The organism is Gilliamella sp. Fer1-1 (assembly GCF_001690825.1).
In the GTDB taxonomy this organism is placed as follows: Bacteria; Pseudomonadota; Gammaproteobacteria; order Enterobacterales; family Orbaceae; genus Gilliamella; species Gilliamella apicola_C.
Window position 1 is genome coordinate 1 of sequence record NZ_LZGX01000019.1, and the last position, 21,309, is coordinate 21,309.

Genomic DNA, 21,309 nt, shown 5'->3' on the forward strand with positions numbered 1-21,309 from the left:
GTCCCATGCTTTGGTCTCTCAACTTTATGCGGTATTAGCAGTCGTTTCCAACTGTTGTCCCCCACCATTCGGCAGATCCCCATACTTTACTCACCCGTCCGCCACTCGTCATCAAGTGCAAGCACTCATGTTACCGTTCGACTTGCATGTGTTAAGCCTGCCGCCAGCGTTCAATCTGAGCCATGATCAAACTCTTCAATTTAAAGTTTGATGCTCGATAACTGTCTCTGACATATTCAAATGAATCTTCAGTGTCACTTATCAAGACTTAATTTTTTAGTCCGTAGACTTTAATCTTTTGTCTCGCAAGTGCCCACACAGATTGTCTGTTTCTTATTTTTAAAGAGCTAACAGCTTTTTTAAATCAACTAACTTTCCGTTAATTTACTTCGCTGTCTCAAGGGTTGCGTATACTACGCTAACCTTTTTTATTCGTCAAGATCTTTTTTCAAAATTTTTGATCTTAATTTTTCACTAACTTGCCTCAGCTTTTCGCTGACGCCGTGTCAGTGGATGCGCATTATAGGGACTTTAAAAATTCGTGCAAGCATTAATTTCAATTTTCCTCTCGTTTGTTTTTTATTTGTTCAAATCCTTTTGTTCGCTGCATTTGATGTAAATATAAAAACCCTAGTATTTTCAATAATTTTTTCAAAATTAATTGATATTTTGAATATATTAAAAAAGCGAACGATTATTCTCACTATAGTAATTATTCTTTTTTTACCACAAAAGCACTAATATATAAATAACGTGATTTAGCGAATTCCACCTATAAGATATTTTGCGTTATTTTTGAAAATCAATTTTATTAGGTTGGCAATCATAATACTGATAACTAAAGTAGAGACTAAAAAAGTTACAGCCCCCAATGATGCTAACCAACCATTATCCGTTTTAATTATATTGCTTAATGGAGAGATATATAACAGATGCTCAAGCTGTAGCACAATGATTTCATGAATAAAATAGATGGGAAAACTTATATTTGCCATATAAGAGAAAAATTTATAAATCTTTCCTTTATTCTCTTTGTGATTGAGCCCATCTAAAAAATAAAGTGCTAATATAAATAAAACGATCTTTTGTAATGTATCATAATATAGCTTTTCTACAACCAAATGAGTCATATAGCGATAAGCAAATGGAATGAAAAAACATAAACAAAAAAAGGATATTATCAAAAACAAATTATCTTTTACTGATTTGATAATAGTTTCATAATTTTGTTTTATCATCATACCAATTAGATAAATAGGACCGTAATGCAGTAAATTTAAAAACGGTTTAGTAAAATCTGGTTTAGTAAACATCACAACCCAAAACATAGCAATCAAACCTGCAACAATTAATTTTTTTTTCGACCAATAAAAGAAAAGTGGTCCCATTAAATATATCATGATAATCATTGGCATAAACCATAAAGGTAGAAGCTGTGTGCCAGTTAGCATCATGTGAACTATCGCATTCATAACACTAGGCTCAATTGATGAGAACCATGGCAAATTGGATAAGTACTGATAATGAAAAAAGATAAAACAAAAAAGTGATACCGAAATATAAGGGCATACTACTGTCTTAAATTTTGATAAATAGTATGCTTTAGTATCATATTTGTAAGTCAAGTGTTGAAATAAAAAACCGGCAATTAATACAAAAAAAGTAGTGAAATTAAATGCAAATAAATTTAAAAAAGAAAATAAATAACTATTTGTAATTAAATGATTATTTTTAAATACACCTAAGCAATGACTAAAAACAATCATAATAATCGCAACACCACGTAATACGTGAATAGAATGAATTTTTTGCGGTTTTTCTGTTACCATTTTCGATAGTGTGAATAATGAAAGTGAATGTGCATACATTATCACATATTTATGTAACTAGAATACTCTTTTACAAAAAAAAGCATATAAAAACACAGTAAAAATATCAATATAAATCAATGCAATAATTGGATGACGCTTGATTTGACTACCTAACCAATTTATTCGCCGCAAATGAACAAATAGGAATAATTTCTCGATTTTCCTGCCGTAGACGTTTGACCACTAACTCTAATAAATTATCAGCGATACCTTGCCCTCGATATGTCGGATCGGTATAAGTATGATTAATAGTCGCTTTATCTTTTCCCACTCTTGTAAAAGTCATTTCAGCGATTTCTTTATTATTAGCATCACAAACATAAAAGCGATTGCTTTCTTCTAAAAAACGTAATGACATAAAATTACCCGCATAATATGTGTAATTAATTGATTATAAATTACATCCATACTTAATAAAATCCAAGAATTTTTTATAATAACTGAAATCTATTACAGGAAAACATGTAGAGAAAAAAATAGGTGACTGTTTTAAGATTTTATCTTTAACAGCTCACCTATAGCAAAACAGAATGATATTAATTAATGTAGATTATGCTTTAGTTGCACAATAAACGATTTAAAATAATCGTTTGGCAGTATTATATAGATCAATATCAAATGGGCGTTTCATATTATTGATAGCATCAACAATATTATGATGCACTAATTTATTATTTTGTACACCTACGCTTCTACCTGCCTCACCTTGTAACAATAATTCAACGGCATAAGCTCCCATACGAGAACCTAAAATACGATCATAAGGAACCGGTGAACCGCCTCGTTGAACATGCCCTAATACTGTTGCCCGTGTTTCGTGATGGACTGCTGCTTCAATGTCTGCAGCAAGTTGCTTAACATCACACATATGCTCGGTAACAGTCACAATCGCATGTTTTTTACCTTTAGCAAAGCCGAGTTTAATCTCTTCGATTAGATCTTCTTTAGTATATGAAACCTCAGGAATAATCATAAACTCACACCCACCAGCAACTGAGGCATTTAAGGTTAGATCGCCACAGTCTCGTCCCATAATTTCAATTACTGAAATTCGGTTATGTGAAGAACAAGTATCGCGTAATCTATCAATAGCTTCAACAGCAGTGCTAAGCGCAGTAAAATAACCAATAGTATAATCAGTGCCACGAATATCATTATCAATAGTACCTGGTAAACCAATACATGGGAAACCTTCTTCAGTCAATCGCATTGCCCCCATATAAGAACCATCACCACCAATAACAACTAAAGCATCAATTTGATGCTTTTTCAAATTAGCAATGCCCTTTTGTCTTACAGCTTTATCTTTAAATTCTGGAAATCTAGCCGAACCAAGAAATGTGCCACCACGAGTAATAATATCTGACACACTTGAACGTTCTAGTTGAACAATGCGATCTTCACAAAGACCCATATAACCATCATAGATACCAAAAACATCTAGCCCTTCTGCCAATGCAGTTCTAACTACACCACGAATAGCTGCGTTCATTCCTGGAGCATCGCCACCACTGGTTAAAATACCTATTTTTTTTATCATATTAAATAACTCCAATTTATTAACTTTTCGTTATTATAGAGTCTTAACAGATATCTAACAATAGACAATAAAAGCTATTTCTGATTAATTTTTCTGCTTTTTCATTTCAGCAGGCACAACTGAAACTGGGTCTTGATGAATAATTACTGTTGCAGGTGAAAATTCTTCTGCAATATATTTTTCAATAGCATCCGCAATAGCGTGAGCTTTAATTAAAGGCATGTCATCATCGAGTTCAAGGTGTAATTGAATAAATTTTATAGGTCCTGCTTGTCGTGTTTTTAGATCATGAAAACCTAGAACATCAGGGTATGAAGAAATAATTTCAGCAATTCGTACATTATCGCTATCAGGCAAAGCGCGATCCAACAGATCTTGGATAGCATGATAAGCAATATGGTAAGCATTATAACAAATATATAAAGCAATCAAGGCTGCAAAGGCAGCATCTGCATAAGTAAGTCCATACCAACTTAAGCAAAGCGCAATGATAACAGCAATATTCATCAACATGTCGGAGGAGTAATGTAGCATATCAGCCTGAATAGCATGACTATGAGTCATTTTTACAACTCGCCTTTGATATAAAACAAGGAAGCCTGTGATTACCGCTGAAACTGTCGAAACCATAATTCCTAATAAAGGGATTTGCAATTCGCTAGGATGAATAAAAGATCGAACACTAGAAAATAATAAAATTATCGCCGAGCCAATAATAAATGCGCTTTGCGACAATGCAGCCAAAGATTCAGCCTTGCCATGACCAAAAGTATGCTCATCATCAGCAGGTTTTAACGCATAGCGAACTAAAAAAAAATTGAAACCAGATGCAAGTAAATCAATACTTGAATCCAGTAATGAAGCAAATAAACTTATTGAACCAGTTAACCAACACGTAATAAATTTAATTAAAATTAGAAAAATAGAGGTCAAAACGGCAATTAACGTTGCTCTTTTAACTAACTTTTCGTACAAATGTGAATTTGACATTTAGTACCTAATTTATTGATAAGACTCAATTCCCAATGGAAGAACTAACTGCTCGGCAACCTCAGCAGCCTTTGTTCGGCCTAACAATACATCGATAATTTTTAAAGCAAAATCAATAGAAGTCGCAGGACCTTGACTAGTAATAACGTTATTCGACTTGTCAAAATAAACCCTATCTGCTTTCCAATTTTTGAATGCACCTTTAGTAGTTGGGTAACCTGTCATATTAGCGTTAGGAAATAAATTATGATGTTGTAAAACCATAGCTGGCGAAGCACAAATTGCAGCAACAATGCCACCATTTAAATGCGTTTGCTTTAATTTCTCAATCAATAATGGACAATCTCGAAAGTTTTCAGCTCCTTTTAACCCACCAGGCAACACCACTACGTCAAAATCGATGTATTGAATGTCTGAAAATACTTTTTGAGCCAAAATTGTTACGCCTCGAGAGCAGGCAATTTCACGAGAACTTGAAATGCTAGCTGTCGTAACATTAATTGCTGCTCGAGTTAATAAATCAATTGTTGTCACAGCTTCTGTTTCTTCACAACCGTCCGATAAAAACACCAATGCTTGTTTTGTCATTATTTTATTATCCTTTCAATATTGGCACCTAGTTTTCTTAATTTTGCTTCAATATTGTCATAGCCTCGATCAATATGATAAATACGATCAACGGTAGTTAGCCCCTCAGCTATACAACCCGCTAAAACTAAACTTGCTGAAGCTCGTAAGTCCGTTGCCATTACTTGTGTACCACTGAGCTTTTCGACACCGTGAGTTATTAAGGTGTTACCTTCAATTTCTGCTCTGGCTCCCATACGAATTAATTCAGGCACATGCATAAACCGATTTTCAAAAATCGTTTCTTTAATGATCCCTGTGCCTTCAGCAACCATATTTAATAATGAAAATTGAGCTTGCATATCAGTAGGAAACCCTGGGTGAGGTGCGGTATGAATATTCACTGCTTTCGCTCTTTTTCCTTGCATATCTAAACACACCCAATCTTTACCAAATTCAATTTTAGCACCAGCTTCCTTCAGCTTAGAAAGCACAGCATCAAGCAAAGTGGGATCAGTATTACGACAAGTAATTTTACCTTTGGATATCGCAGCTGCCACTAAAAAAGTCCCTGTTTCAATGCGATCAGAAACAATCTCATGAACACCACCACCTAAGCGTTCAACACCTTCAATCTCAATACGCATAGTACCTGCACCTGTAATTTTGGCGCCTAGCATATTTAAAAATTTAGCTGTATCAACAATTTCAGGTTCACAAGCTGCATTTTCGATTATCGTTTTACCTTCCGCTAAAGTTGCTGCTGACATAACAGTAACGGTTGCACCAACACTTACTTTATCCATCACTATATGAGCACCTTTAAGCCGACCATTTACTGATGCTTTAACATAACCTTCATCAAGCGTGATAGTTGCACCTAATTGTTCAAGACCTGTAATATGAAGATCGACAGGCCTTGCTCCGATAGCGCAACCACCAGGCAATGAAACTTGTCCTTGCCCAAATCGTGCCACAAGTGGACCTAAAGCCCAAATTGAAGCTCGCATAGTTTTAACTAACTCATAAGGCGCACAATAGTTATTAAGATGACCCGCATCAAGATGAATAAAGTCATTTCGCTCACATTTTACACCTAGTTGACTTAGCAATTCCAAAGTCGTATCAATATCTCTCAACTTGGGAACATTTCTAAGTTCAACAGGCTTTTCAGCCAAAATGGCAGCAAATAAAATTGGCAGCGCAGCATTTTTTGCGCCAGAAATAACCACTTCACCGTTTAACGTGGTAGGGCCTTTTACGTGAAACTTTTCCATTATTAACTCTTATGCGTGATAAATTGGCAAACATTATAGAAGTTATTTACTAATAGATAAATGAATTTCATGAAAAAATTAAAGTGCTATTCTTTTCAAATCAACTAAAAGTACAGAAAATCAAACGCTATCAAAAATTTGATTTTTATTTGCGAATCTAATAATCATTACAATTAATCAATGATTGGCTCAGGCAAATTCCCACCTTTATTGGTATATACTGCATTCGTCATTATAATTTGAGTTATGCGATATAACCATTTAAAGATTTTATATTTCAATAATATCGTATTCAATCTGAGAAAAATATGTTTGATTCTCTCTCTAAAGTAGGGAAATACCTTGGTCAAACTGCAAAACTGATGGTGGGCACTTTGGGTTATGATAATTATGTTCAGCATATGAAGCTTACCCACCCAAAGCAACTCCCTATGTTTGATAAAGTTTTTTTAAAAAGCACTAGAAGGAAAAAGACAATGGCAAAGGTGGTTTTAAATATTGCTAATAATTAAAAAGCTATAAATAAAAGATTTTATTACTAATTCATTATTACCTGTAATCTTAATAACTTTCTTCGCTCAGGTAAGACAACACACCTTAATTATTTATTAAAACAACATAACCGTGATGAAAAGCCATTATTATCGAAAACGAATTTAGCTCAGTAAGCATTGATAGTAATTTGTTAAATATTAACACTAAAATTCAAATCGTTGAAATGACCAATGGCTGTATTTACTGTAGCGCGCAAGGAAAACTAACCGAAGCATGATATAAATTACACGTAAAACACTAAGCAGGGTGAATTACAATTTGATTGGTAGATTATCCTACCAACTGATCTTGCCAATCTGGGATCTGGCACCAATGATTCGAGCCGTTTTTATTGATGATCTAATTCGAGAAAAATCCAACTTGATCGATTATTACACTGGTAGATGCGCAACATATTTTAAAGCATTTTACTGAATATCACATTAATGAATATCACATAGTTCTTTCACAAATTGTTTTTTCAAATCGCATCATTTTTTAACTAAAACTGATCACGTTGGCAATGAATAAAAAGCTAAAGTGATTCACCGAATTTATAAAATCCACCACAAAGCGACTATCTTTGAAGAAGTAAAAGAGCAAATCCCAAAATCATATTGGCTTGCTATACAGCGCTTTGATCAAAGTAATGAACTATATCAAGCATTAAAAAAACAGCATCAGGTCAATAACAAATTTAACATATTGAAAAAAATTATATTATATGCTGAAACGGTATACATTCCTGAAACTTTTTGACAAGCTAGTTGGTATACAGAAAACGATATCTCTAATAGCCACATTGAATTTAATTTGCTAACATGAAAGTTTTTTTAACCGTGATAAAGCAAGCAGTACAATAACATGGATTATGATATCGCAATTATAGGGCTTGGGCCTGCAGGCAGCACGCTAGCTCGTTTACTTAGCCCGTCGTTCAAAGTCATTGCATTAGATAAAAAACATCAATCTACAGATGAAGGTTTTCATAAACCTTGTGGTGGATTATTAGCAGATGATGCACAAAAAGCTTTTGTTCGACAAAAGCTGAATTTACCCACTGATATTTTAACTAATCCTCAAATTTTTAGTGTCAAAACTTATGACTTACAAACAAAACTTGTTCGCAATTACCAACGAAGTTATGTGAGTTTTGATCGACACAAATTTGATCTATGGTTAAAATCACTGATACCGTCAAAAGTAACCGTTCTTCATAATACGCTTTGTAAAGAAGTAAGGCGCATTATTGATGGTTATCAAATTACTTATATTGATGAACACAAAACCGAATATAATATCACAGCGCAATATGTAGTAGGTGCTGATGGCGCCAACTCGCTTGTTAGAAGAATGCGATATCCTCAGCATACAATAAGGCAATATGTAGCTATACAACAATGGTTTGTAGAACAGCACCCAAATCCATTTAATTCGTGCATTTTTGATAATCAAACGACAAATTGCTATGCTTGGAGCATTTCAAAAAATGGTTATTTTATTTTTGGTGGCGCTTTTCCTAAAAAAGTGGCAAATCAAAATTTTGAGCAATTAAAAGAAAAATTAACAGCTCAGGGGTTTATTTTTAGTAAACCAGTCAAAACAGAAAAGTGTTTAGTGGTTTACCCAAATCGGTTACGTGATTTTTATACTGGCAATGAAAACATATTTCTAATTGGCGAAGCTGCTGGATTTATCAGTGCTAGCTCTTTAGAAGGAATTAGTTATGCATTGGATAGTGCGGAAATTTTAAGTAAGATTTTAAACAGTAAACATCCGAAACCAAATAAATGTTATTATCAACGCACAATTCCACTACGTTTAAAACTCTATTGCAAAATTGTTAAAGCTAAATTATTAACGACGCCTTTCTGGCGTAAGTTGATCATGAAAAGTAAGATTCAACATATTAGGCAAATTGAATAACGTAAAATAAACAAAAATATAATAATAAAAATAATAATGAAATAGATGAGGAAATATCAATTATGTTTGATGTACAAGATTTGATTCGTTTTAATCACGAATGGTCAGAAAAAATAGAGCAAGAAGATCCAGAATTTTTTAAACAACTTGCCATTGAACAAAATCCGAAATTTTTGTGGATCGGCTGCTCAGATAGTCGTGTTTCAGCAGAAAAGCTTATTAAGCTAAAACCGGGTGAATTATTTGTACATCGAAATGTCGGTAATCTTGTAATACACACTGATTTAAACTGTTTATCCGTTGTGCAATATGCTGTAGATGTCCTTAAAATCGAAGATATCATTGTTTGTGGTCATCTAGGTTGTGGGGGAATTCGAGATGCGGTTGAAAACCCAGATTTAGGACTAATTAACAACTGGCTGTTGCATATTCGAGATCTGTGGTTTCGAAATAGCTCACTACTAGGTGAATTTCCAGCGGATATTCGTTTAGATGTTTTATGTGAACTAAACGTGATTGAACAAGTTTACAATCTAGGTCACTCCACTATCATTCAATCAGCATGGCAACGAGGGCAAAAAGTGAATTTACATGGCTGGGTTTATGGAATTCATAATGGTAAAATTACTGACTTACACATATCCTCGTCAAGTAGCGAAAATCTTGAAATTAACTACCGCGAAGCGATTTCCTATCTTCTAAATTTACACAAGTCTCAATAATTAACTAACCATTTTTATTTAAAACGGTGAATAATTTGATTACTGCTTCCTCGCCATAATAGGCGAGGATCAGCGAGTTCTTGAATAAATTTTCCATCAATTAATACATCAATATAAGGAATAATAGCTTGTTGTTCGACTGTTAACTCACCAAGTTTATACCCAGTCCAAAGCCAGATATCTTTGTTAGCGCATTCCGATTTAACACGTTGAACCAATTTTAATATAGTTGGAACGTTTTGTGGGTGCAATGGATCACCGCCAGAAAGTGATAATCCTTGGCGTTTTATTTCAGTATCTTGTAAATCTTTGATAATTTGATCTTCAAGTGATTGAGTAAATGGCAAACCAGAATTGATACCCCATGTACTTTTGTTATAGCAACCAGGGCATTGATGTACACATCCAGCAACAAAAAGCACACAGCGAGTCCCTTCGCCATTGACAACATCAACAGGATAATAACGATGATAATTCATAACTATTTAATTATTATCCGATTTGCCCATTATGCAAATGTTTAACACGACGTTTCACTTCTTCTTGCTTACCCACATTGAATGGACGAGCATCTGGACTACCTAAATAGCCACAAACACGGCGAGTAACAGAAACTTTTGAAGAGTCATGATTACCGCAACTTGGGCAAACAAAACCTTTACTGGTACACGAAAATTCTCCCGTATAGCCACATTCATAACATTCATCAATTGGTGTGTTAGTACCATAATAAGGAACTCGGGCATAGCTATAATCCCAAACATCCTCTAATGCTTTAACATTATTTATCATATTTGGATATTCCCCATAGCAAATAAAGCCACCATTTGCCACTGATGGATAAGCTTTTTCAAATTCGATTTTTTCATATGGGTTAACTTTTTTCTCAACATCAAGATGAAAACTGTTTGTGTAATAACCTTTATCAGTAACACCAGGTATCACGCCAAATTCAGCAGTATCAAGCCGACAGAATCGATCACATAAATTTTCACTTGGTGTACTATATAAACTAAAGCCATAACCTGTTTCATCTTTCCATTGATCTACCGCCTTACGTAAATGCTCAACAATTGCTATTCCTTTTTCACGTAATTTATCGCTATCAAATGGGTGTGCTTGATTTCCGTATAAGGCATTTAACGTTTCATGAAGACCAATATATCCTAAAGAAATTGAAGCCCGACCATTTTTGAAGATTTCAGAAACACTATCATCTTCATTAAGCCTTACGCCACAAGCTCCCTCCATATATAAAATCGGGGCAACTCGGGCTTTTACTCCATCAAGTCGAGCAATACGCGTCATTAATGCTTTTTTACAAATAGCCAAACGTTTATCTAAAATTTCCCAAAAACGTGCTTCATCGCCTTTAGCTTCAATAGCTATCCGAGGTAAATTTAAGCTAATTACGCCTAAATTATTTCGACCATCATGAATTAGCTGACCATCTTCTTCATAAACGCCTAAAAAGCTGCGACAACCCATTGGGGTTTTAAATGAGCCAGTCACCTCAACAACTTTATCGTAATTTAAAATATCTGGGTACATCCGCTTACTTGCACACTCAAGTGCAAGTTGCTTAATATCATAATTAGCATCGCCCTGTTTATGATTAATACCATCTTTAATTGCAAAAACCAGTTTTGGGAAAACCGCTGTCTTGTGATTTTTGCCAAGTCCTTTAATACGAACATTTAAAATAGATTGTTGAATTAATCGTGATTCCCAGCTAGTTCCTAACCCAAAACCGAAAGTAACGAACGGTGTTTGACCATTAGCGGTATGTAAAGTATTGACTTCATACTCTAAAGATTGAAACGCATCATAACACTCTTTTTGGGTACGGCTTTCAGCATAAGCTTCTGGATTTGGGATATCCCACTCTTCAGCCACTTGTTTGTGTTTGTTATAACTGACGGTAACAAATTTTGCTAAAACTTCATCAATGCGATTAATTGTCGTACCGCCATAAATATGGCTAGCGACTTGCGCAATAATTTGTGCTGTTACAGCTGCCGCTGTTGCAATTGACTTTGGCGGCTCAATTTCAGCATTACCCATTTTAAATCCGTTAGTTAACATACCATCTAAATCAATTAACATACAGTTAAACATTGGGAAGAATGGCGCATAATCTAAATCATGATAATGAATTTCACCGCAATCATGAGCTTGAGAAATGTCTTTTGGTAAAATATATTGTTTAGCATAATGCCTTGCCACGATACCCGCAAGTAAATCGCGCTGAGTCGGTATTACTTTGCTATCTTTATTAGCATTTTCATTTAAAATAGCAACATTACTTTGCTCAATTAACCCTCGAATATCTTGATTTAACCGACTACGCTCCTCTCGGGCACGATCACGATCGTGACGATATTCAATATAAGTTCTCGCTAATTTTTTATAAGGACCTGACATTAACTGATTTTCAACTGCATTTTGAATTTCGTTAATATCAACACTATCATATTCACTCATTTGATTGGTCACAACACGAGCAACTGTTGCACAGTAATCTGGATCATGAACATTGGCTGCCACAGCAGCTTTAACAATGGCATCGTTAATTCGAGTCTCATCAAATGCAGTTTGACAACCATCTCGTTTAATTACTACAGGCATAATATGCTCCTCAATATTCATTAATAATTAGCAATTGGCATAGATTTATATCAGTAAAAATATTCATATAATTATTATTTTTTACCAGAATATTAAGTTTTTATGATAGAAATCAAAGTTCTCACATTGCTTAGAAAATACTATATATAGTAAATGTTAGCGAATTATACACCATATATAGTGTTTTTCTAGGTTTTTTAATAAATAAAATAACTTGACAAGTTTAAAATCAATAATGACAAGTATTTATAAATTATTGGGATATAAAAAGAGAAAAGAAGAGAAACAAAAGTGCCCGCAAGTTCTGCACTTTTGTTAAAAAAATAGAATTAGAAATTGAAAATACTATGATTCAATATTTAACCAATCGGTGTGAAACACACCTTCTTTATCTATACGCTTATAGGTATGTGCACCAAAATAGTCTCGTTGCGCTTGAATTAAATTAGCGGGTAATACCGCAGAACGATAACTATCATAGTAGGCAATAGCTGCCGAAAGTGTTGGAACTGCAATACCTTGTTGTACAGCTAAAGACACCACATCACGTAATGATTGCTGATAAGCCTCAACTGTTTGATTAAAATAAGGTGCCAATAATAAATTATCGATCTCATTGTTATCAGTATAAGCATCAGTAATTTTTTGTAGAAACTGGGCGCGAATAATACATCCAGCTCTAAAAATTTTAGCAATTTCACCATAATTTAAATCCCACTGGTACTTATGAGATGCGGCTTTTAACTGCGCAAAACCTTGCGCATAAGAGATGATTTTACCCATATACAGCGCTTTACGAACCTTCTCTATAAGCACTTTCTTATCACCACTATATGGTTCGTTTTGCGGACCTTTTAACACTTTTGCAGCCGAAATGCGCTGATCTTTAATGGCTGATAAATAACGTGCAAATACAGACTCAGTGATTAAAGATAAAGGTTCCCCCAAATCCAATGCACTTTGGCTGGTCCATTTCCCTGTGCCTTTATTACCTGCTGCATCCAAAATCACATCAACTAAATAATTACCCTCATCATCTTTATGTCTAAAGATATCGGCTGTGATTTCAATCAAATAACTATCTAATTCACCTTTATTCCAGTCGGTAAACACATCAGCTAGTTCATCATTAGTTAAACCCACAGCATGTTTCAATACAAAATAGCTTTCAGCTATCAGTTGCATATCGCCGTATTCAATACCATTATGAGCCATTTTCACATAATGACCCGCGCCATTTGGTCCGATATAAGCGACACAAGGTTCACCATTAGCCTTAGCGGCTATTTTCTCTAATATCGGTGCAACTAGCTCATAAGCCTCTTTTTGTCCACCGGGCATAATTGAAGGCCCTTTAAGTGCACCTTCTTCACCACCAGAAACGCCTGTACCAATAAAATTAAAACCTTCATCTGAAAGCATTTTATTGCGACGAATGGTGTCTTCAAAATAAGCATTACCGCCATCAATAATAATATCGCCTTTATCTAATAATGGACGTAGCTCATCAATCACCGCATCAGTCCCTTTACCTGCTTGCACCATAATAAGAATACGGCGAGGCTTCTCTAATGCATTGACAAAATCTTCAATCGTAAAGTAAGGAGCCAACTGTTTATCAGAATGCTCAGCCATGACTTGTTCGGTTTTATCTTTAGAACGATTATAAATAGCAACAGAAAACCCGCGACTTTCGATATTAAGTGCAAGATTTCGCCCCATAACCGCCATTCCAATAACACCGATTTGTTGTTTTGACATAATTTGGCTCCTTTATTAAACCTTTATAACCTTAACCATAAGGTTTTTTTAACAATATCTATAACGTACTTAAGTTTTATAAATTACGCTATATTCTGCCATAAAAAAAGCCGTATCAGAATACAATACGGCTATTTTTCATTACTTTAATAATATTTATTATCAACTGAACAAATCATGAACGCTTCATCATTTCAAAAAATTCATCATTAGTCTTAGTCATGGCTAACTTATCGATTAAAAATTCCATCGCATCAGTTTCACCCATTGGATTAAGAATTTTACGTAAAATCCACATTTTTTGTAGCTCATCCGGTGAAGTCATTAAATCTTCTTTACGCGTACCAGAACGATTAAAGTCAATAGCAGGGAACACACGGCGCTCAGCAATTTTACGTGATAAATGAACTTCCATATTACCTGTACCTTTAAACTCTTCGTAAATGACTTCATCCATTTTAGAACCCGTATCAATCAGTGCAGTGGCAATAATAGTTAAGCTACCGCCCTCTTCTACATTACGAGCAGCACCAAAAAAGCGTTTTGGTCGATGCAGTGCATTCGCATCCACACCACCAGTTAATACTTTACCTGATGATGGAACAACGGTGTTATAAGCTCGAGCAAGTCGGGTGATCGAATCTAATAAAATAATGACATCTTTTTTATGTTCAACCAAACGTTTAGCTCGTTCAATAACCATTTCAGCGACTTGAACATGTCTTGCAGCCGGCTCATCAAATGTTGAAGCAACAACCTCACCTTTAACTAAACGCTGCATTTCGGTCACTTCTTCTGGTCGTTCATCAATCATTAAAACGACTAATTCACATTCAGGATGATTCACCGCTAAACTTTGTGCAATATTTTGTAGAAGCATTGTTTTACCAGCTTTAGGCGGTGCAACAATCAAACCACGTTGACCTTTACCAATTGGCGAGGCTAAATCAAGTACTCTCGCTGTGATATCTTCTGTAGAGCCATTGCCTCGTTCCATACGTAAACGAGAATTTGGATGAAGGGGAGTTAAGTTTTCAAAAAGGATTTTATTGCGGGCATCTTCTGGCTTATCATGATTGACTTCGTTAACTTTCAGTAAAGCAAAATAACGTTCGCCTTCTTTTGGTGGGCGAATTTTACCTGCAATAGTATCACCCGTCCGTAAATTAAACCGCCGAATCTGGCTTGGTGATACATAAATATCATCTGGTCCTGCTAGGTAAGAGCTGTCAGCAGAGCGTAAAAAGCCAAAACCATCTTGTAAAATTTCCAGCACACCATCGCCAAAAATATCTTCACCACTTTTGGCATGTTGCTTTAAAATCGCAAAAATAATGTCTTGTTTTCTAAGGCGGGCAAGATTTTCAAGCCCCATTTTTTTCTCACCAAGCGCTACAAGCTCAGAGACAGAAGTGTTTTTTAATTCAGTTAAATTCATAATTTTAAAAATTCTTGAGGATAAAATTGATATGTTTGCAATTAATACTATTTGTGTATCTTTGTTTCATTTACTTATAAAAAATTCTTTCCCTTACAGCACATAAATTCAATCGATTACTAAGCTATTGATGATAATTAAAGATCTGTATGTAGAATTTCACCACTTTACCAATAAAAACAATGAATTTGTAGAAAGGAGTATTTGTAAGAAGCTCGCAATTTACACTAAAAATATCAATATGTCTAGATTTAATTGCATTAATTAGTCTTGTTCGTAAAGCCAAACAAAAAGAGCGGTACACAATGCACTACTCTCTTAATAATTATTATCTTAGTTTTTATTCAATTCTTAGTTCTTATGCAATATAAAGGCTATTTCATAATTGAGAATCGATAAAATTTTTAAGCTCCGCTTTAGATAGCGCACCGACTTGAGTCGAAACCACTTGCCCATTTTTAAAAATCAACAATGTTGGAATGCCTCGTATACCAAATTTAGGCGCTACATTAGGGTTTTCTTCAACGTTCAATTTGGCAATAATAATTTTATCATTATATTCCTGAGCTATTTCCTCCAGAATAGGAGCAATCATTTGGCAGGGTTGGCACCATGGAGCCCAAAAATCAACGAGTACAGGTTTTGCTGATTCATTAATTGTTTTATCGAATGTCTCTTCCGATAAAAGAACGATATTATTACTCATTTCTATCTCCAACATACTTTAACTTGACACAATAATAGATTACTTTGCATTTCTCGGCTAGTAATTATTATAATAGGACATAATTATTAGTGATGTCACGGTATTTAGTATGTTATAATCTCCAGATTCTGATAATTATATCTGCAACCATAATGATTCAATCATATCTTACCCAAACAACTTTTAGTCAATTTCCTCTTCATCCTTTGGTGTTAAAAGCACTTGAGAAAAAAGGGTTTGTTTACTGTACGCCAATCCAAGAAAAAACATTACCATTAACCACTACAGGGATCGATATTGCTGGGCAAGGGCAAACAGGAACTGGCAAAACAATGGCTTTTTTAGCCTCAACATTTAATCACCTGTTGAATCATAAACCTTTACCTGATCACAAAACCAATCAACCAAGAGCTATAATTCTTGCACCCACACGAGAATTAGTTGTGCAAATTTATCATGATGCACAAGCGTTATCTGAAGAAACAGGTTTAAAATTAGGATTAGCTTTTGGTGGCGATGGCTACGATAAACAATTAAAAATGCTATCTAACGGCGTAGATATATTAATTGCCACAACAGGAAGATTAATCGACTATGCTAAACAAAATTATATCAACCTAGAGGCGCTTCAAGTTGTCGTTTTAGATGAAGCCGATCGTATGTTTGACTTAGGATTCATTCGTGATGTACGTTGGATTTTCAAACACATTACGCCGCCGCAAAAACGGCTAACCATGCTATTTTCTGCAACATTAACACATAATGTGCGTGAGCTCGCATTTGAACATATGAACAATCCACAGTATGTTGAAGTTGAGCCAGAACAAAAGATTGGTCACAGAATCAAAGAAGAACTATTCTTTCCATCAAATGAAGATAAATTAGCGCTTTTACAAACACTTATTGAAGAAGAATGGCCAGATCGCTGTATTGTGTTTGCTAATACCAAAGTGGCTTGTGAAAAGATTTGGCGACATCTTGTTGCTGATGGGCACCGTGTTGGATTACTCACTGGCGATATTGCTCAGAAAAAACGTTTATCAATTTTAGAGCAATTTACACAAGGTAATCTTGATATTTTAGTTGCAACCGATGTGGCTGCACGAGGTTTACACATTCCTAATGTGACCCATGTATTTAATTATGATCTACCTGATGATTGTGACGATTACAGACACCGTATTGGTCGTACAGGGCGGGCGGGAGCTGAGGGATACTCGATTTCCCTTGCCTGCGAGCGCTATTCGCAAAACTTACCCGCAATTGAAAAAGCAATTGATCATGCTATTCCCGTTAGCCAGTATGACCCTTCTGCATTATTAGTTGATTTACCAACGCCAAAACCTTTTCGGCGTCCATCACGTAGAAGATCATCTACATAAAAATATTATAAAAATAACAGTTTTATCGTAAATTCAATGGCTTTTAAGATAAAACTGTTATTATGATACACCGCCCATGACAATAAATTGAATAATAATTAACTGATTAATATTATTTTAATTTGTAAAAATAATAACATGCCAATTTAATTTCATAGTTGAACGCTTTAAATATTGCGCTTCAATATTAGTAACAGTAATGATTAATAATCAGTAATGGATTTTTCACGAAAAACAGATAAGATTTTACGCACACGAAATGCAGATAAAGCAGAAAAACCCACTAAGATTTTCATGCTAATTACGCTGTTAAGTCTAAAATAGGTAAAACATAGAACAAAAGAAAGCAAACTATGTGGCTATCTAAAACAATAAGTAAGGTTACCAAAAAACTTCATAAAAATATTTGTTTAAGAATAAAATCAATTTCTTGTAAAAACAATTAAGATAGTTAATTCCAAAGACACGTTTAAATAGTATTATATAAATTTATTATCGCTATTTTTTCTATTACACGGCCATAATTGACATCCATTAAATTTTGGAAAGAATACTCAAAAAAATTTTGAAAATAACTGTATATTAGCAAAAAATAGGCAAATGCCTTTTCTAAATATGCAACGCACAAGAGTTAAAAAACAGCTTACCTATTCTCGATTTACCAAGCCTTTTGCTATCAATAACATACTTATTCAACTAACATAAGCTTTTAATATTAAAATAACCAATTGATAAAAAACAAATATTTTATTTGACAACGTTATATATCTCACTTAAATTATCGGTCATAATAAATCAAACCAGATATAACAATAAATTAACAACATCAATTAAAAATAGCTTGCACTGATTTAAAGGAAAAGGGAGAACACCATGGCAAACGAGCTTAATCATCTTTTGGATCAACTCGGTGGCGAGTTTAGCCATTTAATGGCCGGTTTAGGGGGTGTTAGTCACAACCGCTATACCTTAACCGTTGACGGGCTGACCGCACCAATTTCAGTTTTGCATGTTGACGGTAATGAGCAGTTAAACCAACCTTGGCGTTATGTGATTACCTTTACCAGCCCTGACAAAACCTTATCGCCCGATGCGTTCCTTAATCAAAAATCGACTTTCTTCTTTAATCCTGTTATTAACAAGCCATTAACTTCCGCTATTCGTTCGTTAAGCGACTTGCCCGCCGTGACGAATAAACGCACCTTGCATGGGGTTATCACTGAATTTAGCCAGCTATCAGTCAATAAAGATGAAGCTCATTACCAAGTCGTGTTATCTTCCCGATTAGCTCGCTTAGCGATAGGGAAAAATAGTGCTATATTTCAAAATCAAAGCGTGGTCAGTGTGGTTGAAGAAGTGCTACGCAGTCACGGCTTTACCGGCATTGATTACCGGTTAGCGCTCAAAGACAGCTATCCTGAACGGGAATTTATCACCCAGTGGCAAGAAAGCGACCTGGAATTTATTCAACGCTTATTGGCTGATGTCGGTATCTGGTTCCGCTTTGAAATCCACGCCGAGCATGACTGTGATGTGATGGTGTTAAGTGATTATGAACAAGGCTATGCACAGGTGGCCAATATCGACTATAAACCGCCGAGTGGTATGGCCGATACGGGCATAGAAAGTGTTTGGGATATCACCTTACATAGCGAAGTGGTACCCGCCTCAGTGACCGTTCAAGACTATAACTACCGTGATGCCAAAGCCGATTTACTCACCGATATCAACACCCAACCGAAAACCACCACCACGCAAGGCACTGATTACCGTTACGAAGAGCATTATAAAAGCGGACAAGGTCAGCAGAGCAAGCCAAATGACAAAGCCACTAATTCCAACCAAGTACAAACCGCTAACCCGTCACCGCAAGATGACAGCATTGAACAAGATAACGCCATTGAAAGCGGTCAATGGTATGCCCGTATTCGCCATGAGCAGGCGATTAGCCAGCAAATAATCCTCACGGGTAAAAGCAACCGCTATCAATTAGCTCCTGGGCAACTTATTAACATCACAGGCAGTCCGTTAAAATCGATTGAAGAAGGGGTGGTTATTTTAAGTGTGCAAGGGCAAGGTAACCGTACCGATGCTTATGCACTTACCTTTACCGCCATTCCCTATCAAGCCTTAAAACCCTATCGCCCAGCGCCTATACGCTGGCCACAAGTCAGTGGCACCTTACCCGCACGAGTGACTAGCCCTGATAATGACACCTATGGCTATATTGACACTCACGGGCGCTACCGAGTTAACTTTAACTTTGACTTAAAAGAGTGGAAAAAAGGCACTGAAAGCCTATGGGTACGCTTAGCCAAACCTTATTCGGGTAACACTTATGGCTTTCACTTCCCGTTAATTGACGGCACGGAAGTGGCGATTGCCTTTATGAATGGTAATCCAGATAGGCCGTATATTGCCCATGCAATGCACGACAGCGCCCACCCTGACCATGTGACCACCATTAACAAACACCGCAATGTCATTCGCACCCCCCGCCAACAACAAACTGCGCATGGATGATAAACGCGGACAAGAGCATATCAAACTTGCCACCGAATACGGCAAAAGCCAACTTAATCTCGGTCACCTTGTTAACGAAAAAAAAGCACAACGTGGTGAAGGCTTTGAACTGAGGACGGATGAATGGGGGGTGATTGCTGCCAACAAAGGCTTATACTTAACCACCCAAACCGAGCCGAAAGCCCAAGGCAAACAACTGGATATGCAAGCGGCAATAAGCCAACTTGAAAATGCCTTATCGATTGCCAAAGCGCTACAAAATGCCGCTACTCAGTCCGAGGCGCACAGCGCGGATACCGACAGTCAAGACCAGCTTAAAGCCAACTTAAGTGAGCTAACCCAAAGTGGCATATTGGCCTATGCGCAAGAAGGCATTGCCTTAACCAGCCCAGAAAACATCCAACTGACAACAGGTAATAGCTTAGCCCTAACCAGTGAAAACCAAACCGATATCACCGCATTAAAAAACATCACCGTATCATCTGGCGACGCAATAGGACTATTTGCTCATAAATCAGGCATGAAACTGTTTGCCAACCAAGGCGATATTGCAGTGCAAGCCCAAAATGCCAACCTCAATATGGCGGCTAAGCAAGATATAAAAATAGACAGTGTTGATGGTGAAACACAGATAACAGCTACTAAAGCGCTGACCCTAATCTGTGGTGGCTCTTATATCAAAATCAGCAGTGAAGGCATTGAACTGGGTACGCAAGATAATATTTATCTTAAATGTAATGTCATGCAGAAGATGGGCGTTGCTAAATTAAATTACGATCCAATTGATGTACCAGCATTATTTACTGAGCAAGATATGCAAGAAGGCATCACGCTAGAACTTAAAACAGAAGATGGTTACCCCATTCCGATGACAAAATACATAGTACGTTTCGAAAATGGTGAATTGCGTCAAGGCAAATTAGATCGCGAAGGAAAAGTGGTATTAAAAAATGTGCCAACGGGTATGAAATATGCTTACGCTTACCCCGATCAAGATGACATCTTAGCTAAAGCCAACGCACAACGTCTACATAAAGCAATTAAAATTGGCAATGCAAATGAAATAATTGATTACTTAAGTTATGCGGAAGAAATTGTTGCAAAAACAAGCAAGGCGTATACACAGATCTATCATGAAGATTTAATAAAAGAATTAAAAGACGCAATTGGACCATACAGCAATCAGAAAAATCTCATTGATTATCTTTTAGCTAAAGCCAAAATCAAAAAACAATAAAAACAATAAAAACAATAAAAACAATAATAGGAAATAAAACAATGGATTTAGAAGACTACAAAATTGTGACAGAACCATCCTTAAAATATGTGATGCAAAATAAAAAAATGTCATTTTTTTTAAAAAAGGTTAATCCCGAAGCTGAAGATGTAGAGCGGTTATGGGTTCGCTGGGATTGTGTCAATCACACAAATGAAGACAAAAAAA

The 21,309-nt window shown here is 35.7% G+C and carries 17 protein-coding genes, 1 rRNA gene and 1 pseudogene; 7 read left to right on the top strand and 12 right to left on the bottom strand.

The annotated features are described in order from the left end of the window. The 7 genes from A9G28_RS02115 to murA all read right to left on the bottom strand — a co-directional run. Positions 1-202: ribosomal RNA gene (locus A9G28_RS02115) — 16S ribosomal RNA — on the bottom strand; the annotation flags it as partial. Positions 203-758: 556 nt separating this feature from the next. Continuing rightward, positions 759-1,868: an acyltransferase gene (locus tag A9G28_RS02120; protein WP_065579609.1), complete on the bottom strand. Its 1,110-nt coding sequence runs from the start codon at positions 1,866-1,868 to the stop codon at positions 759-761. A gap of 109 nt (positions 1,869-1,977) precedes the next feature. Beyond that, complete coding sequence (locus A9G28_RS02125) at positions 1,978-2,229, bottom strand: GNAT family N-acetyltransferase (RefSeq protein WP_065579610.1); 252 nt, start codon at positions 2,227-2,229, stop codon at positions 1,978-1,980. 219 nt (positions 2,230-2,448) lie between these two features. Further along, entirely contained in the window at positions 2,449-3,411 is a 963-nt protein-coding gene (gene pfkA / locus A9G28_RS02130) for a 6-phosphofructokinase (RefSeq protein WP_065567323.1), read from the bottom strand. Between the two features lie 84 nt (positions 3,412-3,495). After that, complete coding sequence (locus A9G28_RS02135) at positions 3,496-4,401, bottom strand: cation diffusion facilitator family transporter (protein WP_065579611.1); 906 nt, start codon at positions 4,399-4,401, stop codon at positions 3,496-3,498. Positions 4,402-4,413: 12 nt separating this feature from the next. Beyond that, positions 4,414-4,989 carry a DJ-1 family glyoxalase III gene (locus tag A9G28_RS02140; RefSeq protein WP_065579612.1) on the bottom strand — a complete coding sequence of 192 codons (576 nt, stop codon included), beginning with the start codon at positions 4,987-4,989 and terminating at the stop codon, positions 4,414-4,416. Continuing rightward, positions 4,989-6,245, bottom strand: coding sequence for a UDP-N-acetylglucosamine 1-carboxyvinyltransferase (murA, locus tag A9G28_RS02145; protein WP_065579613.1), 1,257 nt, complete (start codon positions 6,243-6,245; stop codon positions 4,989-4,991). Before murA ends, A9G28_RS02140 begins: the two co-directional genes overlap by 1 nt. Before the next feature lie 308 nt (positions 6,246-6,553). On the opposite strand from murA, the pseudogene A9G28_RS12940 reads away from it, so the two are divergent. The 4 genes and pseudogenes from A9G28_RS12940 to can all read left to right on the top strand — a co-directional run bounded on the left by A9G28_RS12940 (position 6,554) and on the right by can (position 9,427). Beyond that, positions 6,554-6,750 (top strand): annotated as a pseudogene (locus A9G28_RS12940) (CstA-like transporter-associated (seleno)protein). Between the two features lie 138 nt (positions 6,751-6,888). Continuing rightward, positions 6,889-7,017 (top strand): GTP-binding protein, encoded by a 129-nt coding sequence (locus tag A9G28_RS14000; RefSeq protein WP_442903254.1) that lies wholly within the window; start codon positions 6,889-6,891, stop codon positions 7,015-7,017. A 626-nt stretch (positions 7,018-7,643) separates the two neighbouring features. Next, positions 7,644-8,705 carry an FAD-binding protein gene (locus tag A9G28_RS02155; RefSeq protein WP_065579615.1) on the top strand — a complete coding sequence of 354 codons (1,062 nt, stop codon included), beginning with the start codon at positions 7,644-7,646 and terminating at the stop codon, positions 8,703-8,705. Positions 8,706-8,767: 62 nt separating this feature from the next. Beyond that, the gene (gene can, locus A9G28_RS02160) at positions 8,768-9,427 is read left to right on the top strand and encodes a carbonate dehydratase (protein WP_065579616.1); all 660 of its coding nucleotides are present in this window, start codon (positions 8,768-8,770) and stop codon (positions 9,425-9,427) included. 14 nt (positions 9,428-9,441) lie between these two features. Here the strand turns inward: can and nrdG are convergent, their stop codons facing one another. The 5 genes from nrdG to trxA all read right to left on the bottom strand — a co-directional run bounded on the left by nrdG (position 9,442) and on the right by trxA (position 15,960). Further along, the gene (gene nrdG / locus A9G28_RS02165; RefSeq protein ID WP_065579617.1) at positions 9,442-9,906 is read right to left on the bottom strand and encodes an anaerobic ribonucleoside-triphosphate reductase-activating protein; all 465 of its coding nucleotides are present in this window, start codon (positions 9,904-9,906) and stop codon (positions 9,442-9,444) included. Between the two features lie 13 nt (positions 9,907-9,919). Continuing rightward, positions 9,920-12,058 (bottom strand): anaerobic ribonucleoside-triphosphate reductase, encoded by a 2,139-nt coding sequence (gene nrdD / locus A9G28_RS02170; RefSeq protein ID WP_065567325.1) that lies wholly within the window; start codon positions 12,056-12,058, stop codon positions 9,920-9,922. Between the two features lie 342 nt (positions 12,059-12,400). Continuing rightward, positions 12,401-13,816, bottom strand: coding sequence for an NADP-dependent phosphogluconate dehydrogenase (gene gndA, locus A9G28_RS02175; protein ID WP_065579618.1), 1,416 nt, complete (start codon positions 13,814-13,816; stop codon positions 12,401-12,403). A gap of 175 nt (positions 13,817-13,991) precedes the next feature. After that, positions 13,992-15,254, bottom strand: coding sequence for a transcription termination factor Rho (gene rho / locus A9G28_RS02180; protein ID WP_034910472.1), 1,263 nt, complete (start codon positions 15,252-15,254; stop codon positions 13,992-13,994). A 379-nt stretch (positions 15,255-15,633) separates the two neighbouring features. Further along, positions 15,634-15,960 (bottom strand): thioredoxin TrxA, encoded by a 327-nt coding sequence (trxA, locus tag A9G28_RS02185; RefSeq protein ID WP_065567314.1) that lies wholly within the window; start codon positions 15,958-15,960, stop codon positions 15,634-15,636. A gap of 152 nt (positions 15,961-16,112) precedes the next feature. Between trxA and rhlB the strand changes: the two genes are divergently transcribed. The 3 genes from rhlB (at position 16,113) to A9G28_RS02200 (ending at position 21,102) form a co-directional block, all read left to right on the top strand. Next, positions 16,113-17,342 (top strand): ATP-dependent RNA helicase RhlB, encoded by a 1,230-nt coding sequence (gene rhlB, locus A9G28_RS02190; RefSeq protein WP_065579619.1) that lies wholly within the window; start codon positions 16,113-16,115, stop codon positions 17,340-17,342. An 873-nt stretch (positions 17,343-18,215) separates the two neighbouring features. Further along, positions 18,216-19,865, top strand: coding sequence for a type VI secretion system Vgr family protein (locus A9G28_RS02195; RefSeq protein ID WP_065579620.1), 1,650 nt, complete (start codon positions 18,216-18,218; stop codon positions 19,863-19,865). Beyond that, a complete protein-coding gene (locus tag A9G28_RS02200; RefSeq protein ID WP_081301480.1) occupies positions 19,822-21,102 on the top strand; it encodes a DUF2345 domain-containing protein in 1,281 nt (426 codons plus the stop codon). The genes A9G28_RS02195 and A9G28_RS02200 overlap by 44 nt, the downstream gene beginning before the upstream one ends. Positions 21,103-21,309 lie beyond the last annotated feature (207 nt).